The 15,482-nt window shown below is 70.2% G+C and carries 14 protein-coding genes; 6 read left to right on the top strand and 8 right to left on the bottom strand.

The features are described 5' to 3' along the window. Positions 1 to 9 precede the first annotated feature (9 nt). Positions 10 to 1,935 carry a GDSL-type esterase/lipase family protein gene (locus RAC81_RS01290; RefSeq protein ID WP_375080635.1) on the bottom strand — a complete coding sequence of 642 codons (1,926 nt, stop codon included), beginning with the start codon at positions 1,933 to 1,935 and terminating at the stop codon, positions 10 to 12. A gap of 154 nt (positions 1,936 to 2,089) precedes the next feature. On the opposite strand from RAC81_RS01290, the gene RAC81_RS01285 reads away from it, so the two are divergent. Then, a complete protein-coding gene (locus tag RAC81_RS01285) occupies positions 2,090 to 2,662 on the top strand; it encodes a DedA family protein (RefSeq protein ID WP_375080633.1) in 573 nt (190 codons plus the stop codon). A 38-nt stretch (positions 2,663 to 2,700) separates the two neighbouring features. Beyond that, entirely contained in the window at positions 2,701 to 2,877 is a 177-nt protein-coding gene (locus RAC81_RS01280) for a DUF5302 domain-containing protein (protein WP_341934764.1), read from the top strand. 58 nt (positions 2,878 to 2,935) lie between these two features. On the opposite strand, the gene RAC81_RS01275 is transcribed toward RAC81_RS01280, so the two are convergent. Continuing rightward, positions 2,936 to 4,375, bottom strand: coding sequence for a cation:dicarboxylate symporter family transporter (locus RAC81_RS01275; RefSeq protein ID WP_375080632.1), 1,440 nt, complete (start codon positions 4,373 to 4,375; stop codon positions 2,936 to 2,938). Between the two features lie 158 nt (positions 4,376 to 4,533). Here RAC81_RS01275 and RAC81_RS01270 point away from each other — a divergent pair, with 158 nt between their 5' ends. Both RAC81_RS01270 and RAC81_RS01265 read left to right on the top strand, forming a co-directional pair. Continuing rightward, positions 4,534 to 5,811, top strand: a complete 1,278-nt coding sequence (locus tag RAC81_RS01270) for an ATP-binding protein (RefSeq protein ID WP_375080631.1) — start codon at positions 4,534 to 4,536, stop codon at positions 5,809 to 5,811. After that, positions 5,808 to 6,500, top strand: coding sequence for a response regulator (locus RAC81_RS01265; protein ID WP_375080630.1), 693 nt, complete (start codon positions 5,808 to 5,810; stop codon positions 6,498 to 6,500). Before RAC81_RS01270 ends, RAC81_RS01265 begins: the two co-directional genes overlap by 4 nt. Positions 6,501 to 6,528: 28 nt before the next feature. On the opposite strand, the gene RAC81_RS01260 is transcribed toward RAC81_RS01265, so the two are convergent. The 3 genes from RAC81_RS01260 to RAC81_RS01250 all read right to left on the bottom strand — a co-directional run bounded on the left by RAC81_RS01260 (position 6,529) and on the right by RAC81_RS01250 (position 9,830). After that, entirely contained in the window at positions 6,529 to 7,881 is a 1,353-nt protein-coding gene (locus RAC81_RS01260) for an FAD-binding oxidoreductase (protein WP_375080629.1), read from the bottom strand. Positions 7,882 to 7,960: 79 nt separating this feature from the next. Beyond that, the gene (locus RAC81_RS01255; RefSeq protein ID WP_375080628.1) at positions 7,961 to 8,605 is read right to left on the bottom strand and encodes an FMN reductase; all 645 of its coding nucleotides are present in this window, start codon (positions 8,603 to 8,605) and stop codon (positions 7,961 to 7,963) included. Position 8,606: 1 nt separating this feature from the next. Continuing rightward, the gene (locus RAC81_RS01250) at positions 8,607 to 9,830 is read right to left on the bottom strand and encodes an LLM class flavin-dependent oxidoreductase (protein ID WP_375080627.1); all 1,224 of its coding nucleotides are present in this window, start codon (positions 9,828 to 9,830) and stop codon (positions 8,607 to 8,609) included. Positions 9,831 to 9,940: 110 nt separating this feature from the next. Here RAC81_RS01250 and RAC81_RS01245 point away from each other — a divergent pair, with 110 nt between their 5' ends. Then, positions 9,941 to 11,089, top strand: a complete 1,149-nt coding sequence (locus tag RAC81_RS01245) for an acyltransferase family protein (protein WP_375080626.1) — start codon at positions 9,941 to 9,943, stop codon at positions 11,087 to 11,089. Next, on the top strand, positions 11,086 to 11,949 hold the full coding sequence (locus tag RAC81_RS01240) for a serine hydrolase domain-containing protein (RefSeq protein WP_375080625.1): 864 nt from the start codon (positions 11,086 to 11,088) through the stop codon (positions 11,947 to 11,949). The genes RAC81_RS01245 and RAC81_RS01240 overlap by 4 nt, the downstream gene beginning before the upstream one ends. Before the next feature lie 9 nt (positions 11,950 to 11,958). Here the strand turns inward: RAC81_RS01240 and efeB are convergent, their stop codons facing one another. The 3 genes from efeB to efeU are packed head-to-tail and all read right to left on the bottom strand — an operon-like array spanning position 11,959 to position 15,470. Then, positions 11,959 to 13,266: an iron uptake transporter deferrochelatase/peroxidase subunit gene (gene efeB / locus RAC81_RS01235; protein WP_375080624.1), complete on the bottom strand. Its 1,308-nt coding sequence runs from the start codon at positions 13,264 to 13,266 to the stop codon at positions 11,959 to 11,961. A 21-nt stretch (positions 13,267 to 13,287) separates the two neighbouring features. Further along, complete coding sequence (gene efeO / locus RAC81_RS01230; protein WP_375080623.1) at positions 13,288 to 14,520, bottom strand: iron uptake system protein EfeO; 1,233 nt, start codon at positions 14,518 to 14,520, stop codon at positions 13,288 to 13,290. Continuing rightward, positions 14,517 to 15,470, bottom strand: a complete 954-nt coding sequence (gene efeU / locus RAC81_RS01225) for an iron uptake transporter permease EfeU (protein ID WP_375080622.1) — start codon at positions 15,468 to 15,470, stop codon at positions 14,517 to 14,519. Before efeU ends, efeO begins: the two co-directional genes overlap by 4 nt. Positions 15,471 to 15,482 lie beyond the last annotated feature (12 nt).

The following is a 15,482-nucleotide window of genomic DNA, read 5'->3' as shown; positions in this document are numbered from 1 at the left end:
GCCGGGCGGTCAGACGATCGGGACACCGCGCTGCGCGGCGGAGCGGCCGAGGTACACGTAGTCGTCGTGCTTCGCGACGCGGCCGTCCCCTGCCGCGCGCCCGTGCAGGCGGCGCCAGACCCAGGGCAGCGCGTGCCTGCGCCACCACAGACCGGCGCCGATCGACTCGTTCTCGTGGAGCGACGCGTCGAGAGCGCCGAGCGCGTCCGCGTGCGGGACGCCGAGCACCTCGCCGGCCCGGTACGCGAGGAAGCGATGCCCTCGGCTGCTGAGATGCACGAGGTCCTCGCCCCAGTTCGGTCGATCGGGCAGCGTCGGGTGCATGTCGGTGTCGATGAGGATCGCTCCGGTGCGCGCGGCGATCCCCGCGAGCGCCGTGGCGAAGGCCGAGAACCGTCTGGCGTAGATCTGTGCGGCCCGCCGACGCGGGAGGAACGGAGTGACGAGGAGCACATCCGCCCCGCTGTCGCGCACTCGCACCACGGCCTGTTCGAGCTGGGCGGCGATCCGCGGCACGTCGACGGTGCGACCGACGAGATCGTTCGCCCCGACGAGGATCGACACCAGGTCGGGACGCAGCGCCAGTGCCCGATCGAGCTGCGCGCCGCAGACGTCGTGCACGCGCTTCGACCGGATGGCGAGGTTGGCGTAGTGGAGGCCTCCCCGAGCCGCCAGCAGGAGGGCGAGTCGGTCGGCCCAGCCGCGGAGGGAGCCGTCAGGGGCGGGATCGCACAGCCCCTCGGTCAGCGAATCCCCCAGTGCCACGTAGCGGTTCCAGCGCTTGCTCGGGACGGCGACCGACGGTTCGGGACGGGAGACGCGGCGAGCGCGCAGGGCGGTGTCGACCGTCCGCAGACCGATCGCATCGTCGAAGTGCCCCAGCAGCTGGTCGCAGACACTCCCCCAGCTGCGCGCCTGCACCGCCTGCCATCCGGCCTCGCCGAGCGCGCGACGCTTGCGCTGATCACCGACGAGATCCTGCACGCGCATGGTGAGGTCGTCGAGGTCTCCCGGGCGGTAGAGCCACCCGTCGATGCCCATGCGCACGAGGTCGAGCGGGCCTCCGCGTCCGGTGGCGACGACGGGCACTCCGCTCGCGTGCGCCTCCTGGAGGGTCTGGCCGAAGGTCTCGCTCTCACCCGGGTGGACGAAGACGTCGAACGAGGCCATCGCTGCGGCGAGCGCGTCGCCGCTCAGGTGGCCGAGGAAGAGCGCTCGCGGCATCAGAGCTTCGAGCCTCGCGCGGCTCGGGCCGTCGCCGACGATGACGACCCTGGTGCCGGGGATGCCGTCGAGCACGGCCAGGTCTTCGACCTGCTTCTCGGGCGCGAGTCGGCCGACGTAGCCGATCACGACGTCCGCTCCCCAGGTGGCGCGCAGGTGCTCGGACCGCCGCAACGGGTGGAAGCGCTCCGCATCGACACCGCGACCCCACCGCCGCACCCTGTCGATGCCGAGGTCGGCCAACTGCCTGGCGGAATCCGCCGACGGCGCGAGCGTGAGCGTCGCCCTGCGGTGCAGTCGGGCGATGTGCGTCTGCACGATCCCCGTCGTCGCGGGGATGCCGTAGCGCTCGGTGTAGGCCGCGACGTCGGTCTGATATGCAGCGACCGCTGCGATGTCGAGGCGCTCTGCGGCGAGCGCTCCCCGCCATCCGAGCGCGAACGGCGAGGCGAGGTGCACGACGTCGGGCTGGAAGCGTCGCAGGGATGCCGCGACACGGTGCGCCGACGAGGTTCCCACCCGCACGTTGCGGTAGCCGGGGAGCGGGAGGCTGGGGATGGCCTGCACCGGGGCGCCGGAGATCTCGGTGGGGATGCCGATGGCATCCGGTGCGAGGACGCGTGCCTCGTGCCCCGTGCGCTCGAGGTGCTTCAGGATCTGCAGCACGGACCCGGTGACACCGTTCATGTGCGGAAGGAAGGACTCTGTCACGATCGCGACTCTCACATCCTCAGGATGCCGCCGCGGGGGCCTGCCTGAACCCCGATCCGACGCCGGGCACCAGAAGTTCACCGGATGCTGGATCGCTGGTCACCGGCTATCCGCGCTTTGGTTCCCGTTCACCTCCGCCGCGCAGGGTGGAGCCGTGCCGACCGACCTGCTCACCGGCCCCTGGGCTCTCGCGATCATGAGTCTGCTCGTGCTCGGCGACTCCTTCTTCGTGGTGATCCCCGGCGAGATCGCGGTCACCGCCCTCGGTGCCATCGCATCGACGGCAGGGTCGCCGGCGCTGTGGTCCGTGATCGTCTGCGCGGGCGCGGCGGCGTTCCTCGGCGATGCGGCCTGCTACCTGGTCGGTCGCACGGCGGGGACGCAACGATGGCGGTGGATGCGGGGACCCCGGGTGCAGCGGGCGCTCGCCTGGGCGCGTCGCCGGCTCGACTCCGGGACGGCGAGCGTGCTGTTCACCGCACGATTCGTGCCGTTCGCGCGACTCGCCGTCAACCTCGTCGCCGGGGCGTCGCGGATCCATCCCCTGCGGTATCTGTGCCTGGCGGCGCTCGCGGCGCTCGGCTGGGGCGCCTACCAGGCGTCGGTCGGGGCGATCGTCGCACTCCTCGTACCCGGGGGTCCGGTCGTGGGCGTGATCGTCTCGGTCGCGGTGGCCCTGGCGTTGGGTGCCGTGATCGACGTCGTCACGACGCGGGTCCGCAGGTGACGGACCGGGTGGATGAGCCGTGCCCTAGGCTGGCGGGCATGAGCACCGAAGAAGGCGCGTCCTCGACCGAGGACATGAAGCGCAAGTTCAAGGAAGCGCTCGAGAAGAAGAACGCGCACCACCGCGAGGGCCAGGCGCATCTGGACGGCGACTCCGCCGTCCACGGCACGCACGCCCCGCAGACTCGGCGCGAGTTCCGACGCAAGAGCGGCTGATCGCACGGACGCGGGAGCCGACTGACGTCGACTCCCGCATCCCCTTCGGGTCCTGGCGTCAGTTCTGCGTGGCCCTGGCGCGTGCGCGCTCCTGCTTCGCCGACATCTCGTCGAGTGCGGAGTCCTTGAGTCCCTGTGCGTCGACGGCGGTGCGCTCGTCGGCCATGCCGTGGTCGTCCACGCCGTCGAGAACCGACTCGTCGAACGGCAGCTCGCCACTGAGGACCCGGCGCACACGCTCTCGGTCGATCTCGCGGGTCCACGTGCCGATGAGCAGCGTCGCGACGGCGTTGCCGGTGAAGTTCGTCAGCGCACGTCCCTCGGACATGAACCGGTCGATGCCGACGATCACGCCGACTCCGTCGACGAGATCGGGGCGGTAGGCCTGCAGACCGCCCGCGAGCGTCGCGAGTCCGGCACCCGTGACCCCGGCGGCTCCCTTGCTGGCGATGATCATGAAGACCAGCAGACCGATCTGCTCGCCGATCGACATCGGCTGCCCCATCCCGGTCGCGATGAAGAGCGACGCCATGGTCAGGTAGATCGCGGTGCCGTCCAGGTTGAACGAGTACCCGGTCGGGACCGTGATGCCGACGACCGGCTTCGAGACGCCGACGTGCTCCATCTTGGCGATCAGTCGAGGCAGCGCCGACTCCGACGATGACGTCCCGACGATCAGCAGGTACTCGCGGGCCAGGTACTTGATGAGACTGAAGATGTTGACCCGCGTCACCGCGAACAGCAGCACGCCCAGCACCACGACGATAAACACGACGCAGGTGATGTAGAAGGCGATCATGAGCACCCCGAGGCTCCAGATGGCCGCGATGCCGGTCTTGCCCACGACGGCGGCGATGGCTCCGAACGCGCCGAGCGGCGCGAGCCACAGGATCATGCCGAGGATGCGGAAGACGAGCTTCTGCAGGTTCTTGACGGCGTCCATGATCGGGGCGCCCTTCTCCCCCAGTCCCTGCAGGGCGAACCCGACGAGGAGCGCGATGAACAGGACCTGCAGCACGCTCTCCCCGGTGAACGCGGAGAAGAAGGTGGCCGGGATGATGCCGAGCACGAACTCCGTGGTCGTCTTCGCCTCGGTCTCGGTCGCGTCGTAGGTCGCCGACGCCATGTCGAGGCCCGCACCCGGGTGGATGATGTTGCCGACGACCAGCCCGATCGCGAGGGCGAAGGTGGACATCACCATGAAGTACAGCAGCGCGAGGCCGCCGATCTTGCCGACGGTCGCCGCCTTCGCGATGGATCCGACGCCGACCACGATCGTGCAGAAGATGATCGGCGCGATCATCATCTTGATCAGCGACACGAAGCCCTTGCCGATCGGCTCGAGGCTCTGACCGACCTCGGGCCAGATGAGGCCGACCGCGGCTCCGAGCACGACGGCGATGATCACCGACACGTACAGCCAGGTGTGCCTGTCCCACGACTGCTTGCCTCGCCGCCAATGGAATCCGGGAAGGGTGAATCCCGTCGTGATGGCCATGGCATCCTCCTTGATCATGAACGTCGTCGTCCGTCTGCGCCGGCGTCATCGCCCGCGGTGTGTTCACACTCCCCCGACTTCGCGCGCCACGGATATTTGTGGTCGTATTGGTCACGACTGATCCCGTCACCGCGATCGCCGACGATCGGAAGGACCAGATGCGACACGCCCGCGGCAGCCGCAGCACCGCCTCGGCGGTGTTCCTCGTCGTCCTCGCGGCGGCCGTGGTGATCGGCGCCCTCGTCGCCGTGTTCCTCGTGGTCGAGGCGCAGCGCGCCACGCATGCCGAGGCAGACCGGGTGACGGCGGCGACCGCGGTGACCCTCGCGACGTCGCCCGTCGTCGCCGAAGCACTCGCGACGGGCGACACGGATGCCGCGACACGCGCCCTCGAGCCGTACGCACTCGACGTGATCGCCGCGGCGGACCTCGACTTCGTGACGATCATGACGCCGGACGGCGTGCGGGTGACCCACCCCGACGTCGACCAGCTCGGCGAGCGCTACCTCGGCACCATCCCCGCCGCCCCCTCGCAGTTGACCGAGGTGTTCACGGGCACGCTCGGTCCGTCGGTTCGCACGATCGTGCCCGTTCTCTCCGCCGACGACGAGCTCATCGGCTGGGTGTCGGCCGGTGTGACGATCGAGTCGATCTCCGACACCCTCCTCCGGCGGCTCCCGCTCTCCCTCGTCATCACGATCGGGCTTGTCGCGCTGGGGGCCCTGGGCGCCTGGATCGCTCGGAGGACGACACGGCGCATCGCCGGCGACCTCCCTCCGGGGCAGCTGCGTGACGCGGTCTCGTCGTACGAGTCGCTGCGGACGCTCGGAGACGCGCTCCGCGCGCAGACCCACGAGCACGGCAACCGCATGCACACCGCGGTCGCACTCCTCGAACTCGGGCGCAGCGACGAGGCGATCGAGATCCTCACGGAGACCTCCCGCCAGAGCCAGTCGCTCGTCGACCAGGTCACCGCACGCCGCGCCGGCGACCCGGCCGTCGGCGCCCTGCTGCTGGGTAAGGCGTCGCAGGCGAAAGAGCGGGGAATCGACTGGCGGATCCGCATCGAACCGGACACCCCGGCGTCTCCGCTCTCGGCCGTCGACAGCGTCGCCGTACTCGGCAACCTCGTCGACAACGCGATGGATGCCGTGGCCGACGCCGAGGAGCGCTGGGTCGAGGTGGTGCTGCAGCCCTCCGAGGACGGCGGGATCGTGCTGGAGGTGTCGGACAGCGGCCCCGGGGTCCCCGACGATCTCCGCGACCGTGTCTTCGACCAGGGGTTCTCCACCAAGCCGGCCGGCGCCGAGGGACGCGGCGTCGGACTCGCGCTGGTGCGAGCCGTGGTCGTCGACGCCGGCGGCACCGTCGAGCTGCGACCCGACCCGACCACGTTCCGCGTCACCCTGCCGCCGAAGAGACGGAGGACCCGGTGATCCGCACCCTGATCGTCGACGACGACGCCCTGACGCTCGAGCTGCACCGCACGTACCTCGAGCGCCTCGACGGCTTCGTGGTGGGCGCCGAATGCACGGGGGCGCGAGCGGCCCTGACCGCCGTCCTCGGGGGCGAGGGATCCGAGCGCTTCGACCTCGTGCTGCTCGATGTGACCATGCCCGATGGATCCGGCATCGACGTGCTCCGCACCCTGCGCGCCCGGGCCGCCGCGATCGACGTCATCGCGATCACCGGTGTGCGCGACGCCGAGACCGTGCGGCAGATGGCCGCCCTCGGCGTGTACCAGTACCTCGTCAAGCCGTTCCCGTTCGCGGTCTTCCGCGAACGCCTCACGGCCTACCGGGAGCATCGGGCGCGAGCGGCCGAGACCGACGGGGAGACCACGCAGGCCGAGATCGACGCGCTGCTCGGACGAGCGACCGGAACTATCTCCCTGCCGAAGGGGCTGTCGGCCGCGACCCTGGAGGCCGTCACGCACGAGGTGCGCGCGGCAGGACCGCTCTCGGCCAGCGAGGCAGCCGACCGGTTGGGCATGTCACGCGTGTCTGTACGCCGCTACCTCGAGCATCTGGCCACGGAGGGCGTCGTCATGAGAGCAGCCCGTTACGGTACGCGCGGCAGACCCGAGACCGAGTACTCCTGGCAGCGCCCGAGCCCGGGCCGATGAGCCCTGTCTCTTCGGCACAGCGCTCCTGTCAGCGCGGCAGACGCCCCTCATGCAGCACGCCACCGGGATCGAGGCGCGTCCGAACGGCTCGGAGCCGATCGACCGCCGCGTGAGGTCCGCAGAGGTCGAGCGTCTGGCCGGGTCCGAGGAACGTCGGGACCGTCTGCGGAGCGAGCGCCGGCGCGAGCACCTGCTCGATCCCCGCGATGCTCGCATCGCCCGGTCCGCGCGGTGCGCCCGGGAACACCGGGATCAGCGCGTGCAGCAGCCACGCGGCGCCCTGCAGCGAGGCGAATCCATCCCGACGCGGCGCATCCAGGGCTCCGCCGAGCATGCGCGCGCCGATCCCGACGACCGGCCAGCTCTCCGGCAGATCCCGGAAGCGGATGAGCTCGTCGATCAGGGCGTCGTCGAGCGAGCGCAGAGCTGCCGAGGCGCCGCGCCCCGGCGTCGGATCGGTCGGTTCGCCCGAGGAGGCCGCGAGGGTGGCCGGGGATGTCGGGCCGGTGATGTCCTGACGAACCTTCCCGGCACGGCGCACACCGTCGAGCAGGTCATCCGCTGCCCCGTCGGCGGAGAGCGCCTGCACTGTCACGAAGCTGCGCCCGCGGATCGCCTCCGGGAGCTGCGGCGCGTCGGGCATTCGCATCGAATCGACGAAGACGTTCAGCGACGGCGGCGCGGCGGCTGACAGGTCGCGCACGGCACGCAGAACCGCTGCGGCGTCGGAGGCGTCGAACGTGAGCCCCGCTCCCCAGATCGCCGGCGTGCGCACGAGGTCGATCTCGAGATCGGTGACGATCCCGGCGATGCCGCCCGCGCCACGCAGAGCCCACATCGTCTCGGCATCCGATTCATCGTCGACGCGTTCGTGGGTGCCGTCGGTCCGCAGGATCCACGCGGCGCGGAGGTTGTCGGACCCGAGCCCGGCGGTACGGCTGAACCATGAGTGACCTCCGCCCAGCGTGTAGCCCGCGACGCTGACCACCGGGCTCGTACCGGCGGGAGCCGCCCACCCCGTGCCCTCGAGGGCAGCGACGACCGCTCCCCAGCGCACACCGCTGCCGACCCGCACGATGCCCGCGTCGAGGTCGACGGCGAGCGAGTCGAATGCGGACATCCGCACGATGACGGCGCCGGCGAGATCGCCCGATGCTCCGTGACCGCTGGGCTGCACGGCGAGGGGCGACCCGGTGTCGCGCGCGAGAGCGACGAGCCGCCGGAGGTCGTCGACGTCGTCGGGGATCGCGACCGCGGCGGGACGCTGCTCGACCGCGAGGTTCCACGGCAGTCGCGCCGATGCGTACGCGTCGTCGTCGGGCAGGATCAGCTGTCCGCGCAGTGATACGCGCGCGGATTCCCATGCAGAGGAAAGGGCCATGGGGTCACCGTACGATGCCCCTCGGACATTGTCGATGGCCTCATGGCCCTCTGCCTGACGTCCTGTCGACGTCTCCGATTCACTCCCCCGCGAGGCCGCCGAGCATGTGCCCGAACGAACGCCCCTCGCCGAGGTAGGTCGCCGGGTCGAAGGGGTCGGCGACCGTGGCCGCGTCGCGCTGTGCGATCGCATCGGCGAGCTCCTTCGCGCCCTTCTCCACGCGGCGCGCGAGCGGGGCGACGTCGTCTCCGGCCCCTCCCCAGTCGCTCGATGCCGCGAAGACGCCGGTCGATACGGCATCCGCGTGCAGGTAGGCGAAGAGCGGGCGGATCGCGTAGTCGATCGCGAGCGAGTGACGGGCCGTCCCGGCGTTCGCACCGATCAGCACGGGCTTCCCGGTGAGCGAATCAGGATCGAGCACGTCGATGAACGACTTGAACAGCCCCGAGTAGCTCGTCGAGAAGATCGGCGTGACCGCGATGAGCGCGTCGGCAGAGACGACCGTGTTGATCGCCGTCTCGAGCGCGGGCGGGGCGAAGCCCGTCAGCAGGTTGTTCGTGATGTCGTGGGCGTAGTCGCGCAGTTCGATCACGTCGACCGTGGCGGCGATGTCGCGCGCGGCGAGCGCCTTGACCGTCTCGGCGGCCAGACGGTCGGCGAGCATGCGCGTCGACGACGGGTTCGACAGCCCCGCCGAGACCACGGCGATGCGGCGAGTGGTCATGTCAGGCCCCCTTGCGGGTCAGGCCGAACGCGGAGCCGGCGGGCGCCGGAGTGTCCTCGTAGGGCGAGTCGCCGGTCAGGTTGTCGCCGCGGTTCGCGCCGGGGCGCGCCTGACGGGTCGGACCGTCGCCGTATACGGCCTTCACGCGTGCGGCGTGGGTCGGGGCGTCGGGAACCGTCTCCGGGCGATCCTTCGCGAGCTCCTTGCGGAGCACCGGCACGACCTCCGAGCCGAGAATGTCGAGCTGCTCGAGAACCGTCTTCAGCGGCAGACCAGCGTGATCGATGAGGAACAGCTGGCGCTGGTAGTCGCCGAAGTGCTCGCGCATGCCGGCGTAGCGGTCGATCACCTGCTGCGGCGACCCCACGGTCAGCGGGGTCATCTCGGTGAAGTCCTCCATGCTCGGGCCGTGACCGTAGACCGGGGCGTTGTCGAAGTACGGGCGGAACTGAGACACCGCATCCTGCGACTTCGCGGCCATGAACACCTGCCCGCCGAGTCCGACGATCGCCTGCTCGGGAGTGCCGTGCCCGTAGTGGGCGTAGCGCTGACGGTAGAGCTCGATGAGGCGCTGGTAGTGCTCCTTCGGCCAGAAGATGTTGTTCGCGAAGAAGCCGTCGCCGTAGTAGGCGGCCTGCTCGGCGATCTCGGGCGTGCGGATCGAGCCGTGCCACACGAACGGGGCGATGCCGTCGAGCGGGCGCGGCGTCGAGGTGAAGCCCTGCAGCGGGGTGCGGAACTTGCCCTCCCAGTCCACCACGTCCTCTCGCCACAGCTTGTGCAGCAGCGCGTAGTTCTCGATCGCCAGGGGCAGCCCCTGGCGGATGTCCTTGCCGAACCAGGGGTACACCGGACCGGTGTTGCCGCGGCCGAGCATGAGATCCATGCGTCCGTCGGAGACGTGCTGCAGCATCGCGTACTCCTCGGCGATGCGCACGGGGTCGTTCGTGGTGATCAGCGTCGTCGAGGTCGACACGATCAGTCGCTCGGTCTGCGCGGCGAGCGCCGCGAGGAACGTGGTCGGGCTCGAGGACCAGAACGGCGGGTTGTGGTGCTCGCCGATGGCGAAGACGTCGAGGCCGACCTCTTCGCTGTGCTTGGCGATCGCGAGGGTCGCCTTGATGCGCTCCTGCTCGCTGGGCGTGACGCCGGTCGTCGGGTCGCGGGTGATGTCGCTGACCGACATGATGCCGAACTGCATCTGCGTGCCTGTCTGCTCGCTCATGATTGCTCCGTCTTCTCCGAATCGGGTGCCCTGCATCCGGTTCTATTCATTTGAATGTATCTGAGACAACGCGATCGGACCAACTTTATTCCCGGCGGTAGCCTCGGAGCATGAACAGTGCCGGAGCCCACCCGAACCCCGTCACCTCGACCGCACCGAAGCCCCGCCGTCGCGTCCCGTTCTGGGACAATGCGCGCTACGCGTGCATCGTGCTGGTCGTGCTCGGGCATGCCGTGCAGCGCCTCACCTACGACTCCGACATCGCGCTGGCCGCCTACCTCGCGCTGTACGCCTTCCACATGCCCGCGTTCGCGATCATCTCCGGCTACTTCTCGAAATCGGGCTCGCCCACGAGGGTGCAGATGGCTCGGGTGATCACCGACATCCTCGTGCCGTACGTGATCTTCGAGCTGCTCTGGACGCTGACGAAATGGCTCGTAGAGGGCCAGGCGGAGCCGAACTTCACCAAGCCGTCGTGGACGCTCTGGTTCCTCCTCGCGCTCGGCATCTTCCGCCTCGTGCTGCCCTACCTCGCGCTCCTCCGGTGGCCGCTCGCGTGGACCGTCGTGATATCCCTGGGCGTCGGCTATCTTCCCAACGTCGACAGCACGTTCTCGCTGTCGCGGACGCTCGGGCTGCTGCCGTTCTTCACGCTCGGGTGGTGGTTGCGCGAACGCGACGTCGTCGCCCGGCTTCGGTTGCTGGATGCGCGCCCGTGGTGGCTCCGCGTCGGCGCCGTCGGAGTGCTCGTCGCCGCAGGATTCACCGCTTGGCACTGGGTCGATCTCTGGGAGAAGATCGACCTGCGGCACTGGCTGTTCTACGAGGACGCCTACGCCGACCTCGGTGGCGAACAGTGGTGGGCCGGCGGTGTCCGCCTCGCCCTCATGATCCTTGCGCTCGTGCTCAGCGCCGCGTTCTTCGTGCTGGTCCCGCGGGGCACCTACTGGTGGACCCCCTTCGGGCAGTACACGATGTACGTCTATCTGCTGCACTCGTTCGCGCTGTACCCCTTCCGTGAGACCGGCGTGCTGCGCGACCTCGACCCGACCTGGCTCTGGCTGCCCCTGGTCACCCTTCTGTCGGTCGCACTCGCTCTCGCGCTCGCGACGAAGCCGGTGCGGTGGCTGTTCCGCCCGCTCGTCGAGCCCCGACCGAAGTGGCTGTTCGCCGATCCGGAACTCGCCGGCAGGCAGGGACACCGGAGCGATCCCACGGGTTCGCGACGACCGCGTCCGATCTCCGGCGCTCCCCGGTGAGCCGCGCGGCGTCGCTGAGGGACCGCCTCGTCGACGAGGTCGAGGCGAGCGGATTCGGAGCCCACGGTCTTCACGTGCGCGTCGGCGAGAGCGCAGCGGAGCACCGCTGGACTGCCGACGTGCGCGAGGAGATCCACTCGGTCGCGAAGGGCGTGAGCGTGCTCGCGGCGGGAATGGCGGATGCCGAGGGTCTGCTCTCCCTCGACGAGCCGATCTCCCGATTGGCAGGCGAAAGGACGCTCGGACGCGACGTCGCCCGTCTCACGCTCCGCCGCCTGCTCTCGATGTCGAGCGGCATCGACCTCCCCTGGTCGCCGACCCTGATGACGGATTGGCCCGATCTCGCCACCGAGTTCCTGAGCCGCGACTCGCGCGGCCGCCTGTTCCAGTACTCCAATGCCAGCACGTATACCGCGATGCGCCTGCTCGAGCGCGTCGTCGGCGACGTCGAGGAGTACGTGCGGCCTCGACTCCTCGCACCGCTCGGGCTCGACGACGTCGCCTGGCGGCGATGCCCGCTCGGGCACGTGCTCGCCGGCGAGGGCCTCGCGCTCCGCACCGAGGAGATGTCGCGCATCGGCCGCCTGCTCCTCGATCGGGGCGTCTGGAACGGGGAGCGCATCGTGCCGGCAACCGTCGTCGACGCCATGCACTCGGACTGGGTACCTGCCGGCACGAACGAGGGGTACGAGCGCTACGGCCTCGGAGCGTGGGACGGCCCCGGCGCTGCGTGGCGGCTGCACGGCGCCTACGGCCAGCTCGTGATCGTCCTCGAAGACACGGTCGTCACGGTCTCGGCCGATGACCACTTCGGCGCCGACGCCTTCGCCGCGGCCGCCGTGCGCCTCGTCGAGGGCTGATTCCCGCCGTCAGGCGAACAGCGGCGCTCCGACGTAGGATCCCTGCTCCGCGCCCGCCGGGATCGCCCAGATCCCGGAACCGACGTGTCGGATGTACTCGTTCATGCGGTCTGTCGACAGTGAGCGCTGCAGAGCGATGAACTGCGCAGGGTCGCGCTGATACGACAGGAAGAAGAGGCCGGCGTCGAGGCGTCCGAGATCGTTGTTGCCGTCGACGTAGTTGAAGCCGCGTCGGAGGATGCGGATCCCGTCGTTCTGCTGCGGATGCGCGAGCCGGACGTGCGCGTTCGCGTCGATGCGCGCCGAGGAGAAGTCGGGGGCGGAGAACTCGTCGCCGCCGGACAGCGGCGCGCCGCGTCCCTTGTCACGCCCGATGATCGTGTCCTGCTCCGACAGGCGCACCCGATCCCAGGTCTCGATGAGCATCGCGATCTTCCTGGCCACGAGGTAGGACCCGCCGGCCATCCATGCCGGCTCGTCGGATGCCGCGACCCAGACGCTCTTCGCAAGCGCCTTCTCATCGTCGGCGAGGATGTTCGCGGTGCCGTCTTTGAAGCCGAAGAGGTTGCGCGGCGTCGCCTGGTCGGCCGTCGTGCGCGACGTCTTGCCGAAGCCCAGTTGCGACCACCGCAGCTTCGCCCGGCCGAACGCGATGCGGCTCAGGTTGCGGATCGCGTGCACCGCGACCTGCGGGTCGTCGGCGCACGCCTGGATGCAGAGATCACCGTTCGACAGCTGCGGCACGAGGTCGTCACCCAGGAACGCGGGAAGCCGTTCCAGCGAGGCGGGACGCTGTGCGGCGATGCCGTAGCGGTCGCCGTCCTCGTTCTCGAACAGGCTGGGCCCGAAGCCGATCGTGATCGTCAGACCGGCAGCAGGGAGCCCGAGCGCCTCCCCCGTGTCGTCCGGCGGCACCTCGGCGTCGCCGCCGACCGCCCCCGTCGCGCTCACCTCGAGGCCCTGCGTCAGGCGCGACGCCGCATAGCTCCAGTCCTGCAGCAGCGTCACGAGGTCGTCGCGGTCGGTGCGCGGCATCATGTCGAACGCCGCGAAGTGCAGGTGCTCCTGCACCGGCGTCGTGATGCCGGCCTGATGCGCGCCGAAGAACGAGTAGGCGTGCTCGGCGTCCTCCGCGGCCCGGGCGCGCCCGAGACCCACGCCGCCTGCGAGGCCGGCGCCGAGTCCGACCGCGAGCGACGCGGCCCCTCCGCCGAGTGCGAGTCCGAGGAGTCCCCGGCGGCTCAGCCCCGCGGGGACGGATGCCGCCGCAGACGCGTTCCCGGCGTCCGCGGCGACCTCGTCAGTGCTGTCGTCCACCTGCGTGATCGTACCGGTCGGTCAGTCGAGGACCGTGCCGGTGAGCTGCGAGAGCGGCTCGGCCAGGGCGTTGATCAGGTCGGTGAACTCGCGCTTGTCGTCGTCGGTGAGCTCGGAGTATCCGACGAAGCCGTCGGCGAGCGACCCGTGCGCGGCGAGCGATGCCTCGAGAGCGGCGTAGCCGTCTTCGATCTCGCCGACGAGAGCTTCGCCCTCGTCACCCTGCGCCGCGGCGAAGTCCTGCACGAGCGAGAACGCCATCTTCGACCCCTCGACGTTGGCGGCGAAGTCGTAGAGATCGGTCCCCGACCACCAGTCCTCCTCGCCGGAGATCTTGCCGGTCGCCACCTCGTCGAGCAGCGCGATCGCCCCGTTCGAGATGCCGCCGATGCCCTGGTCCTCGAGAGCGGTCGTGAAGTCGTCGGAGTGGACGTAGTCGTACAGCTCCTGCACGTCGGCGAGAAGCTGGTCGCCGTAGCCGGCGCGCTCCTCCGGGGTCGACGGCGCCCAGTCCTGCCAGGCCGGCGTCTCGCCGTCGGCGTTCAGCGCGTCCTGCGCCGGGACCCAGAGGTCCTTTTCGATGCGGTGGAAGCCCGTCCAGTCGAGGCCCTCGGCGACGGCATCCACCTCTCGGTAGTCGATGCGGGGGTCGAGCGTGCCGAGCGCCTCGGCAACCGGCTCGATGCGCTCGTAGAAGGCGCGCGTCTGCGGGAACTCGGTGCGGGCCGTCTCGTCGTCGCCCGACTCGTAGGCGGCGACGAGCTCCTCGACGGCGGGCACGAGCTGGCCGACCTGATCCTTCACGAACGCGGCGTACAGGTCGACGGCCTGCTGCTTCTGCTCGGAGTCCTCGCCGGCGACTGCCACCCGGTCTCCCGTGACCGTGAACTCGGCCTTCCCGACGCCGTCGCCGATCATGCCGGGCTTGCAGAGCGTGTAGTACTTTCCCGGCTGGGCGACCACGGTCAGGGTACGGGACGCGGCGGGGGCGATGTTCTCGACCTCGCCGACGATGCGCAGGCCGTCCTCGGCGAGCAGGTAGAACTCGGACGTCTGCCCGCTGTCGTTCTTGACGTCGAACGTGAGTGTTCCGCTCTTCGCAGTCGAGCCGGACACGGCGCATCCGGAGTCGGTCGACGCGACGTCGAACGCGGCTCCGGCGGCGGCGTCGCTCTTCGCGACGCATCCGCTCAGCACGAGGACGGCCGCACCGGCGGCCGCGACGGATGCCAGGACTCGGCGGGAGGTGGTCATACTGCTCCTTGATCGGTGAGGGACTCGACCGGTGCGTCCGCGGCGGCGGACGACGGCGTCGAACGAGGGGTGGAGGACCGGCGGGAGCGCAGCCCGCGGACGAAGAGGAAGCCGACGACGGCGAGGTAGACGACCCACGCCGCGACCTGGAGCCAGGTCATACGCGGCATGAACCCGACCGTGGCCTGGAGGATCGTGGCGAGCGTGCCGCCGGGCGCGATGGCTGCGCTCACGTCGAAGGCCCATCCGAAGGGGAACGCCGCCCAGCCGGTCGCGACAGCACCGGTGACCGTGTCGACGGGCGCCAGCGCCGTGAAGGGGCCCGGCAGCGCTCCGGCCTCCTGCAGGTCCATGATCGCGTAGGCCAGCACGCCGGCGGCGACGATCACGAGGAAGCCGCTCGTCCAGGTGAAGAACCGGCGCAGGTCGAGACGCACGGCGCCGCGAGCCAGCAGCCAGCCGATCACCACGGCGGCCGCGAGCCCGAGCACGGCACCGAGCAGAGCGGTGGGAGCATCGCCGAAGGACTGCACCATCGACCAGAGCAGCAGCGTCGTCTCGATACCCTCACGGGCGACGGAGACGAAGCCGATCGCGACGAGAGCCCAGACACCGCCCTGGGTGAGCGCCCGGTCGAGCCCGCCTTCGAGGGTGGCCTTCATCGTGCGCCCGGCCTTCTGCATCCAGAAGATCATCCAGGTGACCATGCCCACGGCGAGCAGCGACATGAGACCGCCGATGAGCTCCTGGGCCTCGAACGTCAACGAGTACGCGCCGAAGGTGAGGATGGCGCCGATCCCGAGAGCGAGGGCGATCGCGAGGCCGATGCCCGCCCACATCCGCGGCAGGGCGTCCGTGCGACCGAGCCTGCGGAGGTAGGCGACGAGGATGCCGACGACGAGCGCGGCCTCGAGGCCTTCGCGGAGGCCGATGAGGAAGGTGGCGAGCACGGTACGGGAACT

The sequence above is a fragment of the Microbacterium sp. CR_7 genome (assembly GCF_041954755.1).
Classification (GTDB): domain Bacteria; phylum Actinomycetota; class Actinomycetes; order Actinomycetales; family Microbacteriaceae; genus Microbacterium.
Note: the sequence above shows the minus strand (reverse complement) of the source record. Positions and strands in the feature narration are given on the sequence as shown.

Excerpts from the sequence above, each read along its gene's own strand:
- RAC81_RS01280 (WP_341934764.1), top strand. The coding sequence starts at position 2,701 with ATGAGCACCGAAGAAGGCGCGTCCTCGACCGAGGACATGAAGCGCAAG.
- RAC81_RS01275 (WP_375080632.1), bottom strand. The coding sequence starts at position 4,375 with ATGGCCATCACGACGGGATTCACCCTTCCCGGATTCCATTGGCGGCGA.
- RAC81_RS01270 (WP_375080631.1), top strand. The coding sequence starts at position 4,534 with ATGCGACACGCCCGCGGCAGCCGCAGCACCGCCTCGGCGGTGTTCCTC.
- RAC81_RS01260 (WP_375080629.1), bottom strand. The coding sequence starts at position 7,881 with ATGGCCCTTTCCTCTGCATGGGAATCCGCGCGCGTATCACTGCGCGGA.
- RAC81_RS01255 (WP_375080628.1), bottom strand. The coding sequence starts at position 8,605 with ATGACCACTCGCCGCATCGCCGTGGTCTCGGCGGGGCTGTCGAACCCG.
- RAC81_RS01250 (WP_375080627.1), bottom strand. The coding sequence starts at position 9,830 with ATGAGCGAGCAGACAGGCACGCAGATGCAGTTCGGCATCATGTCGGTC.
- RAC81_RS01245 (WP_375080626.1), top strand. The coding sequence starts at position 9,941 with ATGAACAGTGCCGGAGCCCACCCGAACCCCGTCACCTCGACCGCACCG.
- efeO (WP_375080623.1), bottom strand. The coding sequence starts at position 14,520 with ATGACCACCTCCCGCCGAGTCCTGGCATCCGTCGCGGCCGCCGGTGCG.